The organism is Xenorhabdus anantnagensis, from assembly GCF_028598555.1.
GTDB lineage: Bacteria > Pseudomonadota > Gammaproteobacteria > Enterobacterales > Enterobacteriaceae > Xenorhabdus > Xenorhabdus anantnagensis.
This window is the reverse complement of sequence record NZ_JAQRFN010000001.1, coordinates 256,397-275,200: the sequence shown is the minus strand read 5'-3', so window position 1 is coordinate 275,200 and position 18,804 is coordinate 256,397. Positions and strand designations below refer to the sequence as shown.

The 18,804-nt window shown below is 41.6% G+C and carries 16 protein-coding genes; 7 read left to right on the top strand and 9 right to left on the bottom strand.

Translation table 11 applies throughout. The annotated features are described in order from the left end of the window. The first annotated feature begins 8 nt into the window (after positions 1-8). The 6 genes from arnD (at position 9) to lplA (ending at position 5,159) form a co-directional block, all read left to right on the top strand. Complete coding sequence (arnD, locus tag PSI14_RS01015; RefSeq protein WP_273573983.1) at positions 9-902, top strand: 4-deoxy-4-formamido-L-arabinose-phosphoundecaprenol deformylase; 894 nt, start codon at positions 9-11, stop codon at positions 900-902. A 7-nt stretch (positions 903-909) separates the two neighbouring features. Next, a complete protein-coding gene (gene arnT / locus PSI14_RS01010) occupies positions 910-2,571 on the top strand; it encodes a lipid IV(A) 4-amino-4-deoxy-L-arabinosyltransferase (RefSeq protein WP_306309167.1) in 1,662 nt (553 codons plus the stop codon). Then, the gene (gene arnE, locus PSI14_RS01005) at positions 2,568-2,918 is read left to right on the top strand and encodes a 4-amino-4-deoxy-L-arabinose-phosphoundecaprenol flippase subunit ArnE (protein ID WP_273573982.1); all 351 of its coding nucleotides are present in this window, start codon (positions 2,568-2,570) and stop codon (positions 2,916-2,918) included. The genes arnT and arnE overlap by 4 nt, the downstream gene beginning before the upstream one ends. Beyond that, complete coding sequence (gene arnF, locus PSI14_RS01000) at positions 2,915-3,310, top strand: 4-amino-4-deoxy-L-arabinose-phosphoundecaprenol flippase subunit ArnF (protein ID WP_273573981.1); 396 nt, start codon at positions 2,915-2,917, stop codon at positions 3,308-3,310. The genes arnE and arnF overlap by 4 nt, the downstream gene beginning before the upstream one ends. A gap of 273 nt (positions 3,311-3,583) precedes the next feature. Then, on the top strand, positions 3,584-4,069 hold the full coding sequence (locus tag PSI14_RS00995; RefSeq protein WP_370688801.1) for a C40 family peptidase: 486 nt from the start codon (positions 3,584-3,586) through the stop codon (positions 4,067-4,069). Positions 4,070-4,142: 73 nt separating this feature from the next. After that, positions 4,143-5,159 carry a lipoate--protein ligase gene (lplA, locus tag PSI14_RS00990; protein WP_273573980.1) on the top strand — a complete coding sequence of 339 codons (1,017 nt, stop codon included), beginning with the start codon at positions 4,143-4,145 and terminating at the stop codon, positions 5,157-5,159. 169 nt (positions 5,160-5,328) lie between these two features. Here the strand turns inward: lplA and PSI14_RS00985 are convergent, their stop codons facing one another. The 8 genes from PSI14_RS00985 to ppsR all read right to left on the bottom strand — a co-directional run bounded on the left by PSI14_RS00985 (position 5,329) and on the right by ppsR (position 14,301). Next, positions 5,329-5,694 (bottom strand): helix-turn-helix domain-containing protein, encoded by a 366-nt coding sequence (locus PSI14_RS00985; protein WP_273573979.1) that lies wholly within the window; start codon positions 5,692-5,694, stop codon positions 5,329-5,331. A 232-nt stretch (positions 5,695-5,926) separates the two neighbouring features. Next, positions 5,927-6,721 carry a heme ABC transporter ATP-binding protein gene (locus tag PSI14_RS00980; protein WP_273573978.1) on the bottom strand — a complete coding sequence of 265 codons (795 nt, stop codon included), beginning with the start codon at positions 6,719-6,721 and terminating at the stop codon, positions 5,927-5,929. Continuing rightward, positions 6,721-7,722 (bottom strand): FecCD family ABC transporter permease, encoded by a 1,002-nt coding sequence (locus tag PSI14_RS00975; RefSeq protein WP_273573977.1) that lies wholly within the window; start codon positions 7,720-7,722, stop codon positions 6,721-6,723. Before PSI14_RS00975 ends, PSI14_RS00980 begins: the two co-directional genes overlap by 1 nt. Further along, on the bottom strand, positions 7,719-8,537 hold the full coding sequence (locus PSI14_RS00970) for a heme/hemin ABC transporter substrate-binding protein (RefSeq protein ID WP_273573976.1): 819 nt from the start codon (positions 8,535-8,537) through the stop codon (positions 7,719-7,721). Before PSI14_RS00970 ends, PSI14_RS00975 begins: the two co-directional genes overlap by 4 nt. Continuing rightward, on the bottom strand, positions 8,534-9,607 hold the full coding sequence (locus PSI14_RS00965) for a hemin-degrading factor (RefSeq protein ID WP_273573975.1): 1,074 nt from the start codon (positions 9,605-9,607) through the stop codon (positions 8,534-8,536). Before PSI14_RS00965 ends, PSI14_RS00970 begins: the two co-directional genes overlap by 4 nt. A gap of 108 nt (positions 9,608-9,715) precedes the next feature. After that, positions 9,716-11,746: a TonB-dependent hemoglobin/transferrin/lactoferrin family receptor gene (locus PSI14_RS00960; protein WP_273573974.1), complete on the bottom strand. Its 2,031-nt coding sequence runs from the start codon at positions 11,744-11,746 to the stop codon at positions 9,716-9,718. A gap of 490 nt (positions 11,747-12,236) precedes the next feature. Further along, entirely contained in the window at positions 12,237-13,283 is a 1,047-nt protein-coding gene (locus PSI14_RS00955; protein WP_273573973.1) for a 3-deoxy-7-phosphoheptulonate synthase, read from the bottom strand. A gap of 154 nt (positions 13,284-13,437) precedes the next feature. Continuing rightward, a complete protein-coding gene (ppsR, locus tag PSI14_RS00950; RefSeq protein ID WP_273574095.1) occupies positions 13,438-14,301 on the bottom strand; it encodes a posphoenolpyruvate synthetase regulatory kinase/phosphorylase PpsR in 864 nt (287 codons plus the stop codon). Between the two features lie 338 nt (positions 14,302-14,639). Between ppsR and ppsA the strand changes: the two genes are divergently transcribed. Beyond that, positions 14,640-17,018, top strand: a complete 2,379-nt coding sequence (gene ppsA / locus PSI14_RS00945; RefSeq protein WP_273573972.1) for a phosphoenolpyruvate synthase — start codon at positions 14,640-14,642, stop codon at positions 17,016-17,018. Between the two features lie 490 nt (positions 17,019-17,508). Here ppsA and ydiK read toward each other — a convergent pair whose 3' ends face one another. Then, the gene (ydiK, locus tag PSI14_RS00940; protein ID WP_273573971.1) at positions 17,509-18,591 is read right to left on the bottom strand and encodes an AI-2E family transporter YdiK; all 1,083 of its coding nucleotides are present in this window, start codon (positions 18,589-18,591) and stop codon (positions 17,509-17,511) included. Between the last annotated feature and the right edge of the window lie 213 nt (positions 18,592-18,804).

Genomic DNA, 18,804 nt, shown 5'->3' with positions numbered 1-18,804 from the left:
ATAACTTCATGAAGAAAGTTGGTTTAAGGATTGATGTGGATACTTATCAAGGCACTAAGGAAGGTGTACCCCGGTTGCTTGAAATTTTACAAAAGCACCATATTCAAGCCAGCTTTTTCTTCAGTGTTGGTCCAGACAACATGGGGCGTCATTTATGGCGCCTGTTGCGCCCTAAATTTCTTTGGAAGATGCTGAGATCAAATGCAGCCTCTCTCTATGGCCTGGATATTTTGCTGGCTGGTACAGCTTGGCCGGGGAAAAAAATCGCGAAAGATCTGGCGCATTTGATGAAGCAAACAGTGGATGCAGGTCATGAAATTGGTTTGCATGCATGGGATCATCAAGGTTGGCAGGCAAAAGTAGAACGTTGGTCGGAGAGTGAATTAGCTGAACAAGTAAGATTGGGAGTTGATGCACTAGAAAAGGCAATAGGGAAAACCGTTACATGTTCCGCTGTTGCAGGGTGGCGAGCAGATGAACGTGTGCTGGCTGTTAAACAACGTTTTGGTTTCGATTACAACAGTGATTGTCGGGGTACACATCCATTCAGGCCACTTTTGCCCGATGGAAGTGTAGGAACTGTACAAATCCCTGTCACATTACCTACCTATGATGAAGTTGTTGGAACATTAGTCAGCGATGCAAATTTTAATCACTTTATCCTTGATGCCATTAAAAATGATCATGGTGTGCCAGTTTATACGATTCATACCGAAGTCGAAGGCATGTCGAAGTCTTTACAGTTTCAAACATTGTTGAACATGCTTTACCAACAGGAAATTCAATTCTGCAAATTAAGTCATTTGTTACCAGCAAACAGAGATTCGCTTCCTATTGGAAAAATTGTTCGTTCGAATTTTTTTGGTCGTGAAGGCTGGTTAGGTTGCCAACAAGAGGTATAAGACAAATATGTTGAACATTCGGACGAGTAAAGCAGGAGCCGTTTTGATGGCTCTTTTTTTTATTCTTACTTACTTATTGCCTCTAAATAGTCGTTTATTATGGCAGCCGGATGAAACTCGGTATGCTGAAATTAGCCGAGAAATGCTGCAACATGGGGATTGGATAGTACCTTACTTTCTGGATGTTCGTTATTTCGAAAAACCAGTAGCAGGATATTGGATCAACAACATCAGCCAATGGATTTTTGGTCATAATAATTTTGCTGTTCGTTTTGGCTCCGTGTTCAGTATTCTAATCAGCGCATTTCTTCTCTATCGTTTGGCAATGATGATGTGGAAATGTCGCCAGACTGCTTTTGTTTCCAGCCTGATTTACATTTCCATGTTCATTGTTTTGTCCATTGGTACTTATAGTGTTCTTGACCCGATGTTTTCTTTGTGGGTGACAGCGGGGATTGTGAGCTGTTATTGGGCGCTTAAGGCGGCTACGAACCGAGAACGGAGCCTGGCATGGATTGTTTTGGGGTTAGCCTGTGGTATGGCTTTTATGACAAAAGGATTTCTGGCATTGGCGCTACCCGTGATTGCCATGATACCCATTACGATATACCAGAAACGCTTTTGGGAAATGGTTCGTTTTGGGCCTCTTGCTGTGGTTTCCGCTATTTTGATTAGCCTACCGTGGGTAATTGCGATTGCTCTGCGTGAACCGGATTACTGGCACTATTTCTTTTGGGTAGAACATATACAGCGTTTTGCTTCTGAGGAAGCTCAGCACATTGCACCTATTTGGTATTACTTACCGATATTGATTTTAGGGGTGATCCCGTGGTTAGGCTTACTGCCTGGTGCTTTAATCAAAAGTTGGAAAGAGAGAAAAAGTAATCCGGAAATGTTTTTCCTGTTTTGTTGGTTTGTTGTTCCATTTGTCTTTTTCAGTATTGCAAAAGGAAAACTGCCAACTTATATCTTGCCCTTCATCGGCCCTTTAGCACTGATGATGGCAAAATATAGTGTCGATTGTATCAAAAATGGCAAGATGAAAGCGTTGAGAATAAATGGACTGGTGAATGTCTTCATCGGATTGCTTGCTATTTTGGTACTTTTTGCTACGAAAACCTTAAAGATTTCTTCAACTTATCAGCCTGATGAATCGTTGAAATGGATGATGGGAATTATTGCCTTTGGTGTTTGGGGGGGGATTGGTTATCTATGTTTCATTCGCAATGGTAAATATTGGCTATGGGCTGCTGCTTGTTCAATTATGATCAGCTTATCTATAGGTAGTGCATTGCCGGACAAGACGATAAATTCCAAGCTTCCCCAGTATTTCATTCAGCAAAATAAAAAAGAGTTAGCGGACAGTAAATATATTTTGACTCAATCTGTTGGAGTTGGTGCGTCGATTGCGTGGGAATTAAAACGCAGTGATATTTACATGTATGATCGTCAAGGGGAATTAAAATATGGACTTGATTATCCTGATAGCCAATATCGATATATCACAGCGGAAGGATTTCCGACATGGTTAGCGAAAACACGCAAAGAAGGTCAAGTTGCTATTGTTTTTCTCTTATCTTCAAAAAGTGAATTGCCTGAATTACCAGAGCCGGATTTTGTGCGTCGTAGCCATAGATTCGCGCTTGTGATTTATAAGAAACAGCCATGAGCAGCAATATAATCTTATTGATTTTGGTCAGTTTACTAACCTGCGCGGGACAATTATGCCAGAAACAGGCAGTGACTTGTTGGCAGAAAAAAGATACCCCTTATAAAGGGGTATTTATGGCGATATGGCTGCTTAGCGCTATTCTTTTATTGAGTATAGGGATGATATTTTGGTTGCGATTATTGCAATTTTTGCCACTGAGTATTGCTTACCCTATGCTTAGTATAAATTTTGTAATAGTGACTTTGATTGGGCAATTTTTGTATCAGGAAAAAGTGGGGCTAAAGCACTGGATGGGGGTTTTAGCAATTATGTTCGGGATTTTATTGATGAGTTTGAGCCAATGAAGGGTTACTTTTGGGGTGTGGCGAGTGCCTTGTTGGTCACTGTGGCTCAATTGTTATTGAAATGGGGAGTTACCCACCTGCCAGAACTTTCGTTGTCAACGCATTGGCTGGATATGGACTGGCTTTGGACAAATCATAATCCTTTATTGTTGATTATGGCCGGATTGGTGGGTTATATGCTATCCATGTTATGTTGGTTTTTCGCGTTGAAATACCTGCCATTGAATAAAGCGTATCCTATTATCAGCCTGAGTTATGTTTTTGTTTATTTAATGGCGGTTTTATTGCCTTGGTTTAATGAAACCATCTCACTATTAAAGACATTGGGCATTTTTTTCATCTTATTGGGCGTTTGGTTAATTAGCAGACCGGAAACAAAGCAATTTCATTGATTATGTTTATAAAGATTGATAAATAAAAGCGCCATATTATTAATGGAAAGCTTCAGAAGAGGTGCTTGTTTTTTTATTTCTTGCTCGATAAAGTTTATCGTTTCTATACCCAATGGTTTCAAGGTGCGTCGTGGTGGCAAGGGAACGAATCTCCGGGAGCATAGATAACTTTATGTTCGTAACAACGGTGACTGGGGTGAATGGTGAGTGAGCGCAGCCAACAAAGAGGCAACTTGAAAGATGAAGGGTATAATGGTGATTGAGGGAAAACGGATGGTAATAAGAATAGGGCATTTATGCTTATTATTTAGTTTCTTTCTCATGGGTTGCACTAACCCTGTAACTAAGTCTGATTCGCCTCCGTTGAAGGCAGCTCTCTCTGATCCGATAATGGTTATCGCTCAGTTAAAAGATCAACTAGACCAATGGCATAATACGCCATATCGCTACGGTGGCATGGATAGACATGGTGTTGATTGTTCTGGCTTTGTTTACCGGACTTTTTATGACCGCTTTAATATCCAGCTTCCCCGGACAACAAGTGAACAAACCAAGTTGGGCTCACGGATCAGCAAAGATGACCTGATGCCAGGGGATCTTGTTTTTTTCAAAACGGGTAGTGGAAAAAGTGGGTTGCATGTGGGTATTTATGATACTAATAATGAATTCATTCACGCATCCACAAGTAAAGGCGTAATACGTTCTTCTCTTGATAATGTGTATTGGCGTCGTGTTTTTTGGCAAGCCCGTAGAATGTGACTTCATTTTCATCTCATTATTCCGGCAGTGCTTTATGATATGTTAAGGCTCTGTTTTTCTGCCGGAGTCAAAAATGTCCTCATTACGTCTGTTGCTTTCAGATTCTTATGATCCCTGGTTTAACCTTGCTGTTGAAGAGTGTATTTTTCGACAGATGGCCCCAAATCAGCGCGTTTTGTTTTTATGGCGCAATGATAATACTGTTGTGGTGGGACGCGCGCAGAATCCATGGAAAGAGTGTAACACTCGAAAAATGGATCAAGATGGAATTAAACTGGCTCGGCGTAGCAGTGGGGGTGGCGCGGTTTTCCATGATTTGGGCAATACGTGTTTTACTTTTATGGCAGGTAAACCTGAATACAACAAAACTATTTCCACACAAATCATTCTGGAAGGTTTGAAAAAATCAGGAATTCATGCAACAGCTTCTGGTCGCAATGATTTGGTTTTGTCTTCTCCTGAAGGGGAACGTAAAATCTCTGGCTCTGCATATAAGGAAACTAATGATAGAGGCTTTCATCACGGAACCTTGTTGATTAATGCAAACTTAAATCGACTTGCTGATTATCTTAATCCAGACCCTAAAAAATTACAGGCGAAAGGTATCACTTCAGTTCGCTCCAGAGTAACGAACTTGACTGAGTTATTGCCAGATATCACACATGAAACAGTTTGTAAGGGGATTATAGACGCATTTTTTGAATACTTCGGTGAGGCAGCCAAAGCAGAAGTTATTTCACCACAGGCTTTGCCTGATTTACCCGGTTTTAGTGATATTTTTGCTAAACAGAGCAGTTGGGAATGGAACTTTGGTCAGGCTCCTGCATTTAGTCATGTACTGGATACACGATTTCGTTGGGGTGGTGTTGAGTTGCATGTTGATATTGAACATGGTGTGATTAGCCGTTGCCAAGTGTTTACTGACAGTTTGGAACCTGCTCCGCTTGAAGTGTTGTCTGAAAAATTAATCGGAGTGCAGTATCAGCCAGAAACGGTTGGGAAAATGGTTCAGCAAATCAGTGAACAATATCCTTCTTTGGATGCAGAATTGCAGCAGTTTAACCACTGGCTAGTGAATGAGCTGAAATAATTGAAGAGTTTTCGATAAAATGCAAAAAAATGGTCAACGATAGAGAAGTTGACCATAAAGGGTGATACTTATTATAAATGCGGTTCCGAACTATAGAGTGGGTTATTTATTCTTTGCAGTATCGGTTTTTTTGGGATTTATTTCTCATGAAGCTTATTTCTCAAGGGGTCTATCCCTCACAATATAAGAATGCCTTGAATTCAGGCAATTGCCCATTTTCCCTGAATTTAGCTGGTGTGGTATTAAAATGCTTTTTAAATATTCGAGTGAATGTAGCTTGAGAACTAAAACCGTATTGAAGAGCAATATCAAGAATCGGCAAATTGTCTTCACGCAAAGATCTGGCTGCCTCATGGAGACGGCGTCGGCGCACATATTGACCTAATGTACAGCCTTTCAACTCCTTAAAAATACGTTGTAAATGCCATTTTGAATAACCACTTTTATGGGCTATAGCATCTATTTTGATGCCTTCAGTCTGTTGAAGCTGGCTTTCTAACCATCTGACAATATCGTTGATAATATTTTCTAACATGTTTACCTCCCACATAGGTGGGCTTTTGCTAAAAATATACAGATAAATAAATAGTTACGTTATTGTGTAAGCCATTTTAAGAATTTCTTTTTTATCGTATACGCAAAATGTGCTGTTTCCGGTTAATAACTGTTACATAGGGTTTATTTTTACCTTATCGCTATCTACTAAAGAGATTTCAAATTATTACCAGCGAAATAGGGCATTAAAGAAGGGGGATAAACCGTAGTCTTTATTGCCGGAGATAGATTTGTGGCTGGTTAGTTTCAGGATGTTGCGTAACACCTAAATCAGCTTGGTACCATTGTTTAAGAATGTCGTCACGCAATACATCTTGTGGAGTGCCGGATGCAACTAATCGCCCTTTGTGCAATAGAATGATTTTATCGGCATAAAGGGCTGCGAGATTCAAATCATGCAATACACAGCAGACAGCAATAGGCTGTTGTCGTGTTAGGCGATGAACCAATCGCAATGTATGTTGCTGGTGATAAAGATCCAGTGCTGAAGTGGGTTCATCCAAAAATAGACAAGATTCAGTAGGTTCAGGATGCCAAAGTTGAGCCAAAACTCTTGCCAATTGAACTCGTTGTTGCTCCCCCCCAGATAACTGCTGATAATTCCTGTTTCTCAGTTCTTCACATTCTGTTAATGCAATAGCTTCATCAATGGCGGTTCTCTTGTGTACATTTTCATGGGGAACACGCCCCATGGCGATGACTTCCTCTACACTAAAAGGGAAAGATAGGGAACTATATTGCCTCATTACTGCACGAATGCGAGCCAGTTGTTGAGTTGGCCAGCGGGAAATAGGAATACCTTTTAATAAACAGTTTCCTGAACTGGGTGGAATATAGCCAGTTAACAGACGCAATAATGTTGATTTTCCCGCCCCATTTGGACCAATAATTGCTACAACTTCCCCTTGATGAATAGAAAGAGAAACATCTTTGATTATCTGACGCTGCCCAATGAAATAATTTAAATTTTGGGCTTCAAGTAAATTAACTGACATGATCGGTTTCATTATAAACGGCTTCCTGATGGTTTAAGAATGAGCCATAAAAAATAAGGGGCGCCGATCAAACCAGTGATAAGACCTACTGGCATTTCCGCAGGAGAAACTAACGTTCTGGCTAATGTGTCAGTTGTTAATAAAAGACATGCGCCGCCCAGAACTGATATCGGTAGCAACCAAGTATGGTCTCCCCCAAACCTTAGTCGGGCAAGATGTGGGATAACTAACCCAATGAAACCAATGACACCGGTTAAAGCGACTGCACATCCGACCAATAAGGCACTCAACAGCAATAATTGATATTTGGTGCGTTGGACATTAATGCCTAAATAGTGCGCTTCTTCATCTCCCAGTTGCAACAAATTGAGCTTCCGTGACTGGCTGAATGCCAGCATACAAACAGGAATAATAAGTGATGCAGCAATAGCCAGAGTTGGCCACTCTATTTGACTGAGTGAACCCATCATCCAAATGGAAAACTGGCGTAATTGTTGGTCGTTACTGATGTAACTTAATACGCCAATAAATGACATACATAATGCGTTGATGGCAATGCCTGCAAGCAGTAGCTTTGACAGATTGCCATGATTATATTTGTTAAGAATGAATATCAGGGATGATACCAATAAACTGCCGACAAAGGCTGCAATAATATGTCCGTATAACGCAATGCTGGCAGGTAGGGCGAAAGGCAGAACAATAACCATTGCGACGGTAAGTGCCGCACCACTGCTGATCCCTAATAACCCGGGATCAGCCAGAGGATTACGGAATAACCCTTGCATTACGGCACCAGATATAGCCAGTGCACCTCCAACGAGGATCGCCAGCAAAATACGTGGCAACCGAATATTCAACCAAATCTGCCACTGTGGGTCATCCAAAGAGGATTCCCACAGTGTCTTAAAGGAAAGTGGCAATGCCCCCATATTTGCTGAGCTAATTGCTAGAAAAAACAGCAACAAACCTAGCATGATCAAACCAAGACTGGGGGATTGAGAACGACTCATTGCACTTTCTCCGCAGCATCACGGACTTGTTTCATCACAGCAGGGGTTTGCAGACTAAATCCAAGTAGACCCATTTCATCAACAACAACGACCTGTTTTTTCTTTCCTGCTGGTGTGAAGTTCAATCCAGGAAGTTGCCAAACTTTATCCATACCACCCAAAGTTTTTACCCCTTCGGTGCTGACCAGTAGTAAGTCTGGCTTGCTGGCAATAACACCTTCTTGGGATAAAGGACGATATCCTTTGAAGCCCTGCATGGCATTTTTTGCACCAATGGAACGGATAATTTGATCTGCTGCTGTTTGCTGCCCTGCTGCCATTGGCATGATGCCTCCGTGGCTCATGACAAAAACAACTTTAGCGGGAATATCTGACGTAGCAACATCAGCCAGCTGTTGCCGATATTGGGTAATCAATGCTTCACCACGTTTTTCCTGATTGACCGCCTTGGCGACGGTCATGATTTTTTCAGGAACGGCTTCTAACGAGGTTTCGCTGGTCACTTTAATGACTTTTACACCGGAATCTTCGACTTGCTTGAGTGCCAGAGAAGGTTGAGCAGATTCACTTGCGATCACCAGTGATGGGCGCATGGATAAAATCCCTTCTGAATTCAGAACTCTCATATACCCGATATCGGGTAGAGAGAGTAATGCTTTGGGATTTTGGCTGGTACTGTCCCTTGCGACAACATGCTGCCCTTCGCCAAGTGCAAAAACAATTTCAGACACATCGCCACCAATTGTAACAATGCGTTCAGCAGAGAACGCATTGAAAGAGATGGCAAGCATAAATGTTAGAAGCCATTTTTTCATGCTACACAAGTTTCCTGTTCTGGTTGCAGTTTAGGCAAAGTGGCAATTTGTTCACGCCATTGAGTTTGTTCAGGAGTGCCTTCAGTGCGTTGGCCGAACAACTGGGCGATTTGATTGCCATTGGCATCAAACAACTCAAGGCTGGTAACGAAGCCACAGTCTGTTGGTTTGCGGGTCACCCAGCTTTCTGCGATGGCACTTTCAATCAGGTGCAGAGTGAAATTGTGGTTGAAAATGTTAAGCCATTTCTGAGCAGAATTTTCTTCCTGATAAGGCATCAGGCGTTCCAATTTACCCGTAAAAATCTGAACACAGCCACGGTTCCCAACAAAGATCATGATTTCGTTTTGATCTTTATGAGCTGTTTCAACAAGTTGAGTCAGTGCTGAATTATCCACACGATAAGCTAAATCGTCTTTAACTGCATTGAAAATCTGCTGACGGTTAAGGTTGTGGCGTTTCATCATAATGAAGAATTGATGAACGTCAGTCATTGCACGCCACTCTTCATCTAGCTGTGCTTTCAGTTGTTCGGTGACTTCTGTATGTTCAGGCACTTCTTCTGGCTGAATCTCCAGCGCTGGGTTTTCACTGATCTGATATTTTTCGATCAGGGCATCCCATGCAGCCATGTCGGTATTATTGGTGGTATAAACTTTATGCAACGCATCGCCTTGGCGATCAAAAAATTGAATGCTGTGACGCATACCATTCTTGGCTGGCTCAACCAAAGAGAAAATGCTGTTCCAGTGGTCGAAGAACAAGCGCAAATCAAGCTCACGAGGATTGAGGATCAAACCTACATGCGGGCTGAATTTAGTATTTTCGTAGCATCCAACATGCTCATGGACGGCGAAGTCATTACGGGTAATCGCCTTGGTTTCACCAACTGCCGCCAGTTCCTGAAGCAGGGTAGGAGCATCAATATTCAAACGTTTGGCATCAATACCGACACGGCTATGCAATAACTCTCCTTCGCTGACATTAAGGTAAGCAGCCAGATCGCGTGCGTATTTAGCTTTGTTTTCTGATTTGGCTTGTTGATAACGTTCATAAAGTGACTGATTCACTGTTGCTAACTCCTTAAAAAACGGTGTTTAAAAATAACTTTGTCTTAAAAATAACTTTATCTTAAAAATCACGTTGTCTTAGAACCAAAGTAATGGTCTGTTTGTTGTTTACCACTGGTAACTGACAAACAATTTAGCATTACGACCACTCTGTGGCGCTCCTTGCGATGAGTAATGGGCTTTATCAAAAGCGTTACCCAGTACAACGGAGGTAGTTAACCCTTTTAATGTTTCATCACCGTGATAACTGACGTAGAAGTCATTGATGCCATAACCCGCGTATTGAGCAATTTTCAGCCCATACTCATCTTTATTAGTGCCATACACTCCCTTGAACTGGGTATGCTTGGTGAATTTACCAATCCATCCAATGGAAAAACCTGTTGCAGACAATGGAATGTCCAAAGTGCTGGTTAGGGTGTCAGGGCTGATGGCTCCTATAGATGCTCCAGTTTCTTCGTTTTTGCCAGTTGTTCGGTTATAAGCGAGATTCCAGGAGAACCAATCAGAATCATACGTCATGGAAACATCCCAACCCCATATCTTGGATTTTGGAATATTGATTGATTGTGTGAAACTTTTCCCCATGATAAATGTGATGTAATTTTTTGCCTTAGTATCAAAGTAACTGGCTTTAAATTTCAGACCATCATTGTTGGTTAATACATCATCGAAACGTAACCCGAAACCATATTCCTGAGTTTCATTGCTTTCAGGGCGTAGGTTTGGATTGGGTTTCCAGTAGTTTCCAGGGTAATGTCGGGAATCGTTATAGATCTCGCCCATGCTTGGGGCGCGAAATGCCTGTGAATAGGAAGCAAATAACATTGACCAATCTGTAGGGGTAATACTAATAGCACCTTTTGATGACCATTTGTCGGCCTTGATATCGTCATATTTGCTATTTGAGGCTTTGTAATTGTCGTAACGTGTACCCGCTATAAACGAGACAGGCAAATCACGCAGAGTCATTTCGTCTTGTACCCAACCAGATGCAAAGCGGATATCTGCGTTAGGAAATCCTTCTACAATACTGCTACTTGGCTTTTGTTTTTGTTTGTAGACTTCGCCACCATAAGTAAATTGATGTGCAGCAAAGGCAGTGGTTCCGAGATGAGAGCGGTTTTCAAGTTTTATACCATAAGTTTCTTGTTTACGGCCTTCAAAACCTTTGTCTTTACTTTTGTTATTAATATTTATATCGGAATAATAAATATCCGCTCTGGTGTTTAACCAGCTATATTTTTCAGGGTTTAATTGATAAGACAGTTGAGCATCACGCTGTGCTGTGGTGCGATCTATCTGTGGATTTCTAGCGTTGCTTAGAGTCTGTGGGTTTTTAGGTTCATGAGCTTCATTACGGTAATAACGCAGATTGCCGCTAAGCTTTTGGCTGTCATTGATCTGCCAAGAGCCTTTTGCCAATAGATTACCAATGGTTTCGTCATTCTGGTCTTTTACGCCATTCCCATAACGGAGATTACCCACATCACGAGTGCCAAATGCAACTAAACCATCAAACTGCTCTGTTTTACCAAATGCAGTTCCTCCAAAGCCCAAACTATGGTCACTGCTTCCTGCACGGCTAAAGACGCGAAATCCGCTATTTTTACCTTCTTCCAATAAATCAGCAGCATCTACTGTTTGATAGGCAATAACACCACCCAAAGCACCACTACCATATAACAGCGCTGATGGGCCACGAACGACTTCAACCTGTTTGATTAGAGCAGGATCGAGGAATACACCATTAATATGCCCTGTATCGGTTCCTTGTCGAATGCCATCAACGAGAGTCAATACACCTTTTTGGGAGTACCCTCGCATACTGATGTCTTGTCCATTGGCACGATCAGTGCCAGAGATATTGATACCCGGGATGTTACGCAGTAAATCATTCGCATTGCCTGCAACCTGATTGCTAGCTGAATTGCCTTCAATGACTGTAACCATCATGGGGGTTTCAAAACTGTCACGCTGGTTGCCAGTGGCATATACAGTCAAAGTATCTTTGGATGTTTTATCTTTTTCGGCATGCTCTATTGAATGTACTGTTGCTGCATTCGCAGAAGATAAACTCGCGAGGATGACGATACTCAATGTAGACAGTTTCAGGCTTGGTGGTTTAATTAGAGTCATGCAGGTCAATCTCCATGCTGAAATAGTGAGTTTTTATGAATACAAATCACTGAACACAATTAACTAAACACCTCGCTGATACTCAGCAGGTGAGCTTGTTAGGTTTCTTATTATCTCAGAATAAATTTGCTGGATTTGGTCGGATGTCACCGGAAAATCTGCTGTGATAGCAAATTTCCATAGCATACGGCTCTCCCGATAGCTGTTGACCATCGATGCCATTGATCTTTACAGAATCGTTGGATAGAGCAGGAAGAATCTGCTGCTGTAGGAGACTAGTGTAGCAACGTTGATAATGTGCTAATTTTTCCATAACCAAATTTGAACAATAATTATTCTAATATTGAGAATAATTATCGTTTCAATGATGGTTAACTTCAAGTTATTTTTTTTATACCTGAATTTGAGTAGTAATATTTTGATTTTAAATGATTTGTCTTTGTAGATGACTGGCTCCGTCGAGTGTTAGGAGCCAGCATAAGGAAAGGATTCAGGAACGATTTTTCATGGCTTCGTCCAAGATACTGATAAATTTCTCCGTATCTTGCCAGCCAAGGCATGGGTCAGTAATAGATTGTCCGTATGTCAAAGATTCTCCGTTGATTACTTTTTGTGTCCCCTCGACTAAAAAGCTTTCGGCCATAACACCAGCAATGGCTGTTGAACCGGATTGAATTTGTTCACCAATGTTTCTGGCTATATCCAGCTGACGACGATGAATTTTCTGGCAATTAGCATGGCTGCAATCCACAATCAAACGTTCAGATAAGTGCCATTCACGTAGTTTATGGCAGGTTGCTGCAATATCTTCGGCATGATAATTCGGTTTTTTCCCACCACGCATAATAATATGTCCATAAGGGTTCCCATTGGTTTGATAAATGGTCATCTGACCGTTTTTATCAGGGGACAAAAACATATGCTTGGTTCGTGCTGCACGTATTGCATCAATAGCGATAAGCGTATTGCCATCCGTCCCGTTTTTAAAGCCAACTGGGCATGACAAGGCAGAAGCCATTTCTCGGTGAATTTGGCTCTCTGTCGTTCTGGCACCGATAGCTCCCCAACTAATTAAATCAGCAATATATTGACCGGTGACCATATCCAGAAATTCTGTAGCAGTCGGAACACCCAACTCATTGATATCAATGAGTAGCTTGCGGGCAAGGGAGATCCCTTTATTTATCTGACAAGAGCCGTCCAATATAGGATCTGAAATCAAACCTTTCCAGCCAACGACTGTTCTCGGTTTTTCGAAATAAGTTCGCATCACAATTTCTAGATTGTGTTGATATTTTTCGCGTAGAGTGCGTAAACGGGAGGCATAATCAAGAGCTGCATCAATATCATGAATGGAACAGGGACCAATAATGACCAGTAAACGTTGATCATCGCCTGTCAGAATGGATTCAATACGCTTTCGTGACAATGTCACATTTTGCAAGGTCTTGTCTGATATAGGATATTGCTCTGCCAGCGTTTTAGGTGTTATCAGGCTATCAATGCGGTGGGTTCTTAACTCATCTGTTCTGTACATATACTTTCTCGAATTCTACTTCACATTGAGACAGTGTCTGAAATGATTGGGGAATCACAATAACTCAACTTCCAGCAAATTCAACAGACAATCATGATATTTATATGAGAAAGTGTTGTGAATAAATTTTGTCAAATATGTTTGTATTTTGAAATCAGAACATACGACGTTTCAGTCCTATTCTATCAATAATTTTGGCTGAAATCTCTTCGACAGAATAATTGGTGGTATTTAGATAATTAATATTATTTTTCCGGAATAAAGCTTCAACTTCAGCAATTTCGATCCGACATTGTCGTAAAGAAGCATAACGGCTATTTTCCCGCCGCTCTTCACGAATGGCAGCAAGCCTTTCCGGGCTAATAGTTAGACCAAATAATTTATGTTGAAAAGGCTTCAAGGCTACAGGTAATTGTAAATTATCCATATCGTCTGCGGTGAAAGGATAATTTGCTGCCTGAATGCCAAATTGCATTGCAAGATAGAGGCTGGTTGGTGTTTTTCCACAACGGGATACGCCAAGAATAATCACTTGAGCCTGCTCAAGATTACGTAGTGAAATACCATCATCATGGGCGAGGGCGTAATCAATGGCAGCAATGCGTGCATCGTACTGCCCCAGGTTTTTTTTAGATAAACCGTGAGTTCGATGTAATTCTGGTTTGGGTTCTAAGCCGATTTCTTGCTGTAATGGGGCAACCAATGTTTGAACAATATCCTGACAGAATCCATCGCTACAGGTAATAATGCTTTTGATTTCATCTGAAATGATGGAGTAAAAAACTAATGGCCTGATTTGGGTTTGTTGATAGATCGTGTTTATTTGCTCTCTGACTTCCTCGGCCCTGATTTTGTTCGTCACGAAAGGCAAGGTATAGGAAGTAATGGCAATGGGGAATTGAGACAATACAGCGTGGCCCAATACTTCTGCTGTGATTGCTGTTCCATCAGAAATAAAAAATACGCTGCGTTCAAGTAGTTCGTTTTCAGGTAATTGGGAGGTATAAGTTTCTATCATTATCTCTTTTCTTTTATTGTTATACCCTTCGTCTTTCAAGGTGCCTCTTTGTTGGCTGCGCTCACTCACCCAGTCACCGTTGTTATGAACATAGAGTTATCTATGCTCCCGGAGATCCGCTCTCTTGCCGCCGGGTTGCAACTTGAAATCTATTGGGTATAGATTGACATTAGTATGCTTCATTTTTCAGATTATACCCGCAAAAAAATAATATTATTGGGTTGATCGATTCACCTTTCTATATATGGCAAGACAATGTGCTAGGCTATTTTCTGCTGTGAAGAGCAGCTTTAATTTTCCGACTTGTACCTCCGAATGTAAAAAAAGGATAGTTTCTGATGTCCAATAGTGGCCTCACCCCAAGCAATGTGCTCTGGTATAATCAATTAGGCATGAATGACGTTAATCGGGTCGGTGGTAAAAACGCCTCTCTTGGCGAGATGATCACCAATCTGGCTGAACTTGGCGTGTCTGTTCCAAATGGTTTTGCTACAACTGCACAGGCATTTAATGATTTTCTGGAACAAAGTGGTGTGAACCAACGCATTTATCAATTGCTGGATGAAACCAATGTTGATGATGTTAATCAATTAGCTAAAACTGGTGCACAGATTCGTCAGTGGGTGATTGATACGCCATTTACATCTCAACTTGAAAAAGATATTCGTGATGCCTATCTGCAATTGTCTGAAGGCGAGCCTGATGCCTCTTTTGCCGTGCGCTCTTCCGCAACAGCAGAAGATATGCCGGATGCTTCTTTTGCTGGACAGCAAGAAACTTTCTTGAATGTGCAAGGCATTGATGCGGTTATGGTTGCCATCAAGCATGTCTTTGCATCACTTTTTAATGATCGCGCCATTTCTTATCGTGTCCATCAGGGGTATGACCACCGCGGCGTTGCGCTCTCTGCGGGAGTACAACGCATGGTACGTTCTGATTTGGCCTCGTCTGGGGTGATGTTCACGATTGATACAGAATCAGGTTTTGATCAGGTTGTATTCATTACATCAGCTTATGGTCTGGGGGAGATGGTCGTGCAGGGAGCGGTAAACCCTGATGAGTTTTATGTCCATAAACCCACATTGAAAAATAACCGCCCTGCAATAGTGCGCCGCAATCTCGGCTCTAAAAAAATACGCATGGTTTATGCAGATAGCAAAGAGCATGGGAAGCAAGTTCGCACGGAAGATGTATCAGATGAATTGTGCAATCGTTTCTCTTTGGCCGACAGTGAAGTGGAAGAGCTGGCCAGACAGGCCTTATTGATCGAGAAACATTATGGTCGTCCGATGGATATCGAATGGGCAAAAGATGGATATAATGGAAAGCTATATATTGTGCAGGCCCGCCCTGAAACTGTCCGTTCAAATCAGCAAGTAATGGAACGCTACCAACTCAATCAGCAGGGTAGTGTTTTGGTGGAAGGTCGCGCGATTGGGCATCGTATCGGTGCTGGAACGGTCAAGGTTATCCATAATCTTAGTGAAATGGATCGCATTCAAGTGGGCGATGTGTTGGTAACTGACATGACTGACCCGGATTGGGAACCGATCATGAAAAAAGCAGCGGCCATTGTCACCAATCGTGGTGGGCGCACTTGCCATGCAGCCATTATCGCTCGTGAACTGGGTATCCCTGCCGTTGTTGGTTGTGGCGACGCTACTGAGCGTCTGAAAGAAGGCCAGCAAGTAACCGTTTCTTGTTCGGAAGGTGATACTGGTCATGTTTACCAGAATAAGTTGGATTTCAGCATCCAGAGTTCCGAAATTGATAAACTGCCAGAACTGGATGTGAAGATCATGATGAATGTGGGTAATCCTGATCGCGCATTTGACTTTGCTTGTTTGCCAAATGAAGGGGTTGGTCTGGCACGGCTGGAGTTCATCATTAACCGAATGATCGGCGTGCATCCTCGTGCTCTACTCGAATTCTCCGCACAGACTCCAGAGTTGCAAGAACAAATTAAATCGTTGATGGTTGGTTATGATGATCCTGTTGAGTTTTATGTAGGGAAATTGACAGAAGGGATTGCAACGCTAGCAGCAGCATTCTGGCCTAAACGAGTAATCGTTCGCTTATCAGATTTCAAATCCAATGAATATGCGAATTTGGTTGGTGGAGACATGTATGAACCACACGAAGAAAACCCGATGTTAGGTTTCCGTGGTGCAGGGCGCTACGTCTCTGATAGCTTCCGTCAATGTTTTGCTTTGGAGTGTGAGGCAGTCAAACGAGTACGCAATGTGATGGGGTTAACTAACGTTGAAGTGATGATTCCATTTGTACGTACAGTAGCTCAGGCTGAAGCTGTAATATCAGAGTTGGCATCTCAAGGCTTGAAGCGTGGTGAAAATGGACTGAAAATTATCATGATGTGTGAAATTCCGTCGAATGCGTTATTGGCAGATCAATTTCTTGAACATTTTGATGGTTTCTCAATTGGCTCAAATGATATGACGCAATTAGCCTTGGGTTTAGATCGCGATTCTGGTGTGGTATCCGAATTATTCGATGAGCGTAATGATGCAGTGAAGCAATTGCTGTCTATGGCAATTCAAGCCGCTAAACGTCAGGGAAAATATGTTGGCATTTGTGGACAAGGTCCTTCGGATCACGAAGATTTTGCGGAATGGTTAATGAAAGAGGGAATTGATAGCTTATCGTTGAATCCTGATACAGTTATGAAAACGTGGATTTCTTTAGCTGGAAATCACTAATAAAATTTAATTCAGGCCTGAATTAAAAAGCCTGTTAGAATACTTGCAGGCTTTTACATTCTATGTAACATGATCTTTTTTAGTATGATTAATTACAGAAAATATAAAATATATAAAAAAAAAGCCTATCATGGGCTGACAGGCAAAGACTACACACAGCAATATATATTACTTCATTGAGTCCAGACTATGGCGTTATAGTCTGGATCGGCAATACTCTGGGAAACACTTGTTTCGATGAAATAAATACTAATTTAATAAATGAGTTTATTCATTAAGAATCCTCTTAATAAATAGAGATTAGAAAAGAAAATTTATAAAAATAACTTTTTTGCAACAATTCTGTTGGTGGGTTTTATTTATTTTGAAATATGGGTTTGTATTTTAGATGGAATCCACATGATGTATTCATAATAATAATTGCGCGGTGGTATTATTTTCCCGCGCAGTTATTTTATTTGATTATCTTACATACCTTTCCCAGATATGTTTATTCCGTATCTTCCTCCTTGCTTTTGGGCTTAGGAACTTCGTTCATCCATGCCAATAGTAAACTGTAAGAAACAGCCAGCACAACAGGCCCAATAAATAGCCCGATAACACCCAGTGAAAGTATTCCGCCGATTACACCGGTAAGAATTAATATCATAGGTAAATTAGCACCAAGGCGAATTAAGAAGGGGCGTAGAACACCATCCATCGTGGTTAGTATCAAGCTCCAGATAACTAAAATAGTTCCCCAGGTTGTTTCTCCTGTCCAATAAAGCCATGCAATAGATGGAATGAGGACAAGTAAAGGCCCAAGCTGGGCAACACAGCATACAAACATCAGCACTGTTAATAGCATTGAATAGGGAATGCCAGCAATTGCCAACCCAATTCCACCTGCGATGGCTTGAACCAGTGCTGTTACAACGACGCCAAGAGCCACAGCTCGAATGGATTGAGCTGCCAGCAACACTACGGCATCACCTCGTTTATCTGCCAGTCGGATGGCAAAATGGCGAATGCTCAGCATAACCTGCTCACCTTTCCAATAAAGTAATACACTGAACATGACCATGAGTGCCAGATGGAGAAGAAAGCGTCCGGCATTGGCTGCTTGGGTAAAAAACCACGTTGCTGCTTTACCGATATAAGGGGGAATTTTATTGAGAAGCATATTACTGCCATCAGCAACCAAATCCTGCCATTTAAGATATAAGTCATCACCAATGATGGGTATTCTATTGAGCCACTCCAGTTGTGGAAGTTGGAAAGGGGAAGGGGATTTTGCCCATGCAATCAATGGCGCGCTGTTTTCCACTAAGCTGCTGACAAGTAGTGCTATCGGGATAACAAATAACAAGACCAGTAGCAATGTCATGATGAAAACAGCAATCCAGCGTTTTCCCCATAATCGTTGCTGTAATTTTTCCAATAATGGCCAAGTTGCGATAACTACCATTCCTGCCCAAATAAATCCCAAAATAAAGGGACTTAAGACCCAAAAGCTGGTGGTAATAAGCAATAAAATGAAAAATAGTGCAAATAACAGCTTGGGTAAGTCTTGATATGATTGCGATTTTTCCATGAAATTATTTCTCGTGATGATTGAAAGTACTGCTGGCTGTTACAATGGTAATTAAATATAACGTTATTTTACTGATTGCTCAAAATTGATAAATATTGTGATATGGTTGAAAGCTTCCCTGCTCAGAAGCCAGAAAATTATCTGAGTTACGCTATCCAAGATAGTATTATAGATAAAGCAATGTGGATACTTATTAGAACAAGGGGCAATTAG